This is a genomic window from Variovorax sp. 05N34 (assembly GCF_056397405.1).
This window is the reverse complement of record NZ_JBFTNI010000024.1, coordinates 1-6,084: the sequence shown is the minus strand read 5'-3', so window position 1 is coordinate 6,084 and position 6,084 is coordinate 1. Positions and strand designations below refer to the sequence as shown.

The 6,084-nt window shown below is 63.1% G+C and carries 4 protein-coding genes; all 4 read right to left on the bottom strand.

Annotation, left to right across the window (positions count from 1 at the left end; translation table 11 throughout):
• Nucleotides 1-540 precede the first annotated feature (540 nt).
• Nucleotides 541-1,749, bottom strand: a complete 1,209-nt coding sequence (gene flgL, locus AC1DMA_RS30030) for a flagellar hook-associated protein FlgL (RefSeq protein ID WP_478146463.1) — start codon at nucleotides 1,747-1,749, stop codon at nucleotides 541-543.
• Nucleotides 1,750-1,780: 31 nt separating this feature from the next.
• Complete coding sequence (flgK, locus tag AC1DMA_RS30025) at nucleotides 1,781-3,745, bottom strand: flagellar hook-associated protein FlgK (RefSeq protein WP_478146462.1); 1,965 nt, start codon at nucleotides 3,743-3,745, stop codon at nucleotides 1,781-1,783.
• 71 nt (nucleotides 3,746-3,816) lie between these two features.
• Complete coding sequence (locus AC1DMA_RS30020; protein ID WP_478146461.1) at nucleotides 3,817-5,442, bottom strand: methyl-accepting chemotaxis protein; 1,626 nt, start codon at nucleotides 5,440-5,442, stop codon at nucleotides 3,817-3,819.
• 36 nt (nucleotides 5,443-5,478) lie between these two features.
• Nucleotides 5,479-6,084: methyl-accepting chemotaxis protein (locus AC1DMA_RS30015; protein ID WP_478146460.1), on the bottom strand; the 606-nt coding region annotated here is incomplete at its 5' end.

The window sequence follows — 6,084 nt, the reverse complement described above, 5'->3', positions numbered from 1 at the left end:
AAAGGCGACCCTGCTGTGGGCGTCCCTTCGCTGCGCTACGGGCAACCTGCGGTGCTCGCTTTTCGTGGGGTCCGCGCAAACTCGCTGCGCTCAAACACGCGCGGCCCTGATCCACGAAAAGCTCCGCTCCTCGGCACCCCCAGAAGGGAGTGCTCGGGCCKTYGCTTCGCTCGGCYYKTTGAATACCAACAGCCAAACCAAAAACACAAGGACGCGCCACGGCGCGTTGTGTCTTGGTATTCGTGTTGGTCCCCGCATCGGGGTCCCCTCTGTGCGTGCCGAGGAGCGCAGCTTCAGGCGGACRAGGGCTGCGCGTGTTTGAGCGMAGCGAGTTTCGCGCGGACCCCGCCTGAAGCGAGCACCGCAGGTTGCCCGAAGCGAAGCGCAGGGACGCGCACAGTGGGGTCGCCTTTTCTTTGCTTACTTTCTTTTGGCGACGCAAAAGAAAGTAAGTCGCCCGCCGGGGCGAAACCCGGCCAACAGCCTACCAAGACCAACACCCCACCCCACCACACCCACCACAACCCACCACAACCCAAATCAAAGATAGTTAAACAACGATATAGAACTAAGCTTCGCAAACGTCATCTGCGTAGCCTGCAACGAACTCTGCCGCTGATAAAACTCCGCAATCGCCTGCACAGGATCCAGATCCTGAATGCTCGAAAGATAGCTCTTGTCATTCAAGTCCCGAGTCGCCCCAGTCGAATTGAGCGCATCGATCTCATTCAACCGCGACCCAATCGACGCCCGTACCGTCAGCACGTTGTCGTAATTGTTGGAAACCTTCACGTTGGCCGTACTGAGCGCATTCAGCAGCTTGGCCTGCGCAGCCGCCCCGCCCCCCGCCAGCGGCGCCCTGAGAGCAGTGATAAGGCTACCCACCGTAGCAAACACATCCGACCCGGCATTCTTCGCAGTCGACACATCAAAAGTGTCTCCGTCCGCAGGCGTTCCGCTGATCTGGATCTGAATGCCACCGAAGACGATGGGCGTCTTGGGATCGAAGCTCCCGCCAGAAACCGTCACAGGCGGCACGTCCTTGGTCTGCACGGTGTAGTTGCCGCCAGCAAAGCTGATCTGGAAGTCCTTGCCGTAGTTCGGGTCCGTCGCGTAATTGACGCCGATCGCGCTGAACACACCGGTTCCGGTATTGGCGGCGCTGTCCGAAGCAACGTACTTTCCGTTGTTCTGCACCGACTGGAACACCGAGCGCCCGTCGTCGGATGTCGACATCTGGCGCGCCACGTCCACCTGCATCAGGCGCTGGCCCTGATCCCCCACATACTGAATGCCGCCTGGTGAAGAAACGAAGGGCGCCGTGGCGCTCTTGTAGCCAGCGAAGAGGAACTGGCCGTTGCCGTCGTCGGTGTTGGCAAGGCCCACCAGCTCGTCCAGGTTGCTCTGGAGACTGGTCGCCAACGATGCGCGATCCGCATCCGACAGCGTTCCGTTGCCCGCCTGCACGGTGAGCGTCTTGATGTTCTGCAGGATCGTCGTCGCGCTGTCGAGCGCGTTCTCTTCCCGAGACAGGGACAAGGTCGCACGATCGCGGCTGGTCGCGTATTGCGAGGACTCGGCCAGGCTCTGGCTGACGCCCAGCGCGCGCGTCGCGCCTACCGGGTCGTCCCCCGCGGTCAGAAACTTGGTCCCGGCAGATAGTTGCTGCTGGACCCGAAACAGCTTCTGCTGCTGCTGGCCCATCGCGACGACATTCTGTTCATAGAAAGAACTGGTGCTGATACGCATCACGGCTCCTGGAATCTGGATATTGAAAGGATCAGTTGCTGATGGCGAGGATCGCGTCGAAGATGGTCGAAGCGGTCTGGATCACCTTGGCATTGGCCTGGTACATCTGCTGGTACATCAGCAGGTTGCCCGTTTCCTCGTCCTGGTTCACACCGGAGATGGATTGCTGGCTCGCCTTGATCTGGCTGGTCACGCTGTCCTGAGTCTTCGAGGCGACGTTGACTTGCATGGCCCGGTTGCCCACCTCGCTCACGATCTGCGAATACGCGCCGTTGAAGGTCGAGCTGCCGTTGGCCATCGTGGTCTGGCGCTGGAGCGCTCCGAGCAACAACGCGTTGGTGCCGTCGGAAACGCCTGCGGTGTTCTTGCCGATGGTGAAGGTATCGCCCTGGGCCGGCTGGCCGCTCAGGCTGACGCCGATGCCGTCGAAACTGATCTGTGCGCCGGCCGTGTACGGCACGGTCGCTCCGGGCGCGTAGGTGTTGGATGTGCCGTCGGCAAGGGTCACTGTCACGGCCGAGCTCCCCGGAAATCCGGACAACATGTTCGTCCCCGCGTCATAGCTCAGCGTGACCTTCGCTGCGAGCGGCGTGGCCGGATAGCCGGCACCGATCTTGGCCGCGCTGAGCGCGCCGCTGCCTTGATTGGTGCTGGTGTTGCCGGTGATCACCGGCGAAGCGGCAGCCACCTTGCCCGGGTCGAGCACCGTCACGGTCATGTCGCGCGCGCCGGTGCGCGTCGGCTGCACCAGGAAGGAGTCGCCATCCTGCGGAGCGCCGCTGGCGGCGGCGAGGCTCACGCCGTCGAAGGTGATCGGGAAGCTCGTGAACGAGCCCACAGACTGGTTGTCCGAAAGACGAGTGACCGAATAGGTCATCGTGCCGGCGACATTCCTGGCCTGCACCGAGTAGTCGCTCGTCGTGAGCTGGTTGGTACTGGTCACGCTGCCCGAGAGCACGAGGTTGCCCGAGTTCTTCGCGTTCGAGAACACACCGGGCGATGCCGTCGTGAAGAGGTCCTGGCCGAGCGCGCCACTCAGGTCGACGCCGAGATTCTGTTGCGCGTTGATCTCACTTGCGAAGGCCATCGACAAACGTCCGATGGCATTCTGCGTGGGCGTCAGCGTATCGTTGCGGAATGTCATGAGACCGCCCAGCGCACCGCCGGTGAAGGTGTTGTCGCTGAGTTCCGACACGTTGCCCGCGATGCCCACCAGCGCGACCGCAGTGCGGGTGGGGTCGGCGGAAGACTGGATCGCCTTCATCGTGGCGGCCTGGTCGCCCGTCACCAGGGACTGGCCACTGCCGATGAAGACGTTGTACTTGCCGTTGTCCTGCTGCAGCACCTTGACGTCGACGATCTGGCTGAGCTCGCTCACCAGCTGGTCGCGCTGGTCCAGCAGGTCGTTGGGCGGCTGCCCACCGGCCACCGCACTCATCATGCTGATCTGCTGGTTGAGGCTGGCGATCTTGCTCGAGTAGGTATTGATCTGGTCGACGCTGCCCGCGATCTGGTCGTTGACGGACGAGTTGATGTCGGAGAGGTACTTGTCAGTCGACCGGAACTTGCTGGCCAGCGATTGGGCGGAGCTGATCAGTTGCTGGCGTGCGGCCGTGTCCGCGGGCGTGTTCGCCACACCTTGGACTGCCGTGAAGAAGCTCTGCATCAGCGGGCTCAGGCCACCGGTCTGGTCCGCCAGGAGCGAATCGATGCGGTTGATCTGGGTGCCGTTGGTGCTCAACGCTGCGGATGCCGACTGCGCGGCGGCAAGCTGCGCCGTGAGGTAGCGGTCGTAGCTGCGCGAGATCGTGCTGACGGTGGCGCCGTTCCCGATATAGCCGGACCCTGTCGCGGTCGGCGAGTTGGTGGCGATTTCGGCAACTTGCCGGCTATAGCCTGTCGTGTAGACGTTGGCAGTGTTGTGAGCGGTGGTCATCAACGCGGCTCGCGCAACGCCGAGACCGCTCAGGCCCGTGAAAAACAAGCTTCCTGACATGTGGCTTTTACCTTGTGCGGTGAGTGTCTGTGGGGGCATCGGCATCGTGTTCGTCGCGATGCCCGTTGCATCTATATCGGCGCGAGCGCGCGGAAGTTGAGGTCGGCGGGATCGAGTTCTTCACTGCCCAGCCTGAAGACGCTGACTGCCTGCACGAGACTCGACGCTTGCTCCTGCAACGACTCGGCTGCCGCGGATGCTTCTTCCACGAGTGCGGCGTTCTGCTGCGTCACCTGGTCCATCTGCGTGATCGCCTGGTTGATCTGCTCGATGCCCGACGTTTGCTCCTGGCTGGCCGCAGTGATCTCGCCCATGATGTCCGTCACACGCTTGACGCTCTCGACGATCTCCTCCATGGTCTTGCCGGCTTCGCCCACCAGCGCGCTGCCCGCATCCACCTTGCCCACCGAGTCATCGATGAGGCCCTTGATTTCCTTCGCCGCCGCTGCGGAGCGCTGTGCAAGGCTTCGCACTTCGGAAGCCACCACCGCAAAGCCGCGGCCCTGCTCGCCCGCGCGGGCGGCCTCCACCGCTGCATTCAAGGCAAGGATGTTGGTCTGGAACGCAATGCCATCGATCACGCCGATGATGTCCACGATCTTCCTGGACGATGCATTGATCGAAGCCATCGTGTCCACCACCTGGCTGACCACGCTGCCGCCCTTGACCGCGACGGCCGACGCCGACACTGCGAGTTGATTCGCCTGCCGCGCGTTGTCCGCGTTCTGCTTCACCGTGGAGGTCAGCTCTTCCATCGAAGCCGCCGTCTCTTCCAGCGAACTCGCCTGCTCTTCGGTGCGCGAAGACAAGTCCTGGTTGCCCGTGGCGATCTGGCCGGAGGCCGTCGCGATCGTGTCGCTCGAAGTCTTGATCTTCCCGACCACCGCTGAAAGTTGGTCTTGCATGTGCTTGATGGAATGCAACAGGCTGCCGTCACGCGCAAGACCCGCGTCCACGTTCACCGTCAAATCGCCGTTCGCGATGCGGCCCACGACTTCCGCGGCATGGGCGGGTTCTCCCCCCAGTTGACGCGCCAAGGCGCGTGCGACGAAAAGGCCAAGTGCGACACTCGCGAGGATGCCGGCCAGCGTCATCACCACGGTCATCAGCCGCGAATTCGTGTAGACGTTCGCGGCGTGCTCTGCGCTCTGCTTCGCCAGCGAGTTGCTGTGCGCGACCATGTTCTTCAGCACCTCCTCGAGGCCGCGCGACTCCTGAAGCAGGCGGGCGCTGTCCTCGTTCACTTGTCCGTCGAACTGGGAACTGTCCAGCGACTGCTTGGAGATCAGCGCCACGAACTGGTCCATGTGCTGCTTCAAGCCCGGAAGCAGGCTCTCGTACTGCGCGAACAACTTCTTGCCCGGCTCGCTTTCCTCGAAGATCGGCTTGACCTCGCCTGCACGCGCGGCGAGACCCTCCATGGCAGTGGTGAGTTCCTTTCCAGCCGCGTTGCGCTCGCCGCGCGTGGACGCCGACAGGAGGCTCATCTGCGCCCGGCTGGCATACAGCAGGTGGATGTTGGCTTCCTGCACGGCCTGCAAGGCCCGAAGCTCATGCGCGTAGAGCTTTTCCGTCGCATCGCTGATGCGCCCCATGTGAAAGATGCCCAGCGCACTGACGATCGCGCCGACCGCCGCAACCACGAGAAAGCTGAGGACCAGTTTGACGGCCACGCGGAGCTTTTGGAACCATTGCATTTTTTCTTCTTTCTATGTGACCGCCGTAGATGGCGCTTAGAACTCGGCCCAATCGCCGGACGATTCGTGGGCTGCGGCGGCTTTGGCGGGCGCCGCAAGCTGCTTCGCTGCCGGCTTGGCCAGCGCAGGCTTTCCGCCCGAAACGCGTTTCGGCACCCGATCGGCGCTGCTGGACTGCGCCCGTGCGATGGCGCGGACCGCCTGGTTGTCGCTGTCCAGCCTGAAGACGCTCACCGCCCGGACGAGACTGGATGCCTGTTCCTGCAGCGAGCCTGCCGCAGCGGCAGCCTCTTCGACCAGCGCCGCGTTCTGCTGCGTGACCTGGTCCATCTGCGTGATCGCCTGGTTGATCTGCTCGATGCCCGAGGTCTGCTCCTGGCTGGCCGCAGTGATCTCGCCCATGATGTCCGTCACGCGCTTGACGCTGTCGACGATCTCTTCCATGGTCTTTCCGGCTTCGGCCACCTGCTTGCTGCCTTCCTCGACTTTTTCTACCGAGTCGCCGATGAGCGTCTTGATTTCCTTGGCTGCGGCGGCTGAGCGTTGGGCCAGGCTGCGCACTTCGGAGGCCACGACGGCGAAGCCGCGGCCCTGCTCGCCAGCGCGGGCGGCTTCGACTGCTGCGTTCAATGCAAGGATGTT

What these genes read in the sequence shown, in the direction of transcription:
- AC1DMA_RS30020 (WP_478146461.1), bottom strand. Translation starts at nt 5,442, where the DNA reads ATGCAATGGTTCCAAAAGCTCCGCGTGGCCGTCAAACTGGTCCTCAGC.
- flgK (WP_478146462.1), bottom strand. Translation starts at nt 3,745, where the DNA reads ATGTCAGGAAGCTTGTTTTTCACGGGCCTGAGCGGTCTCGGCGTTGCG.
- flgL (WP_478146463.1), bottom strand. Translation starts at nt 1,749, where the DNA reads ATGCGTATCAGCACCAGTTCTTTCTATGAACAGAATGTCGTCGCGATG.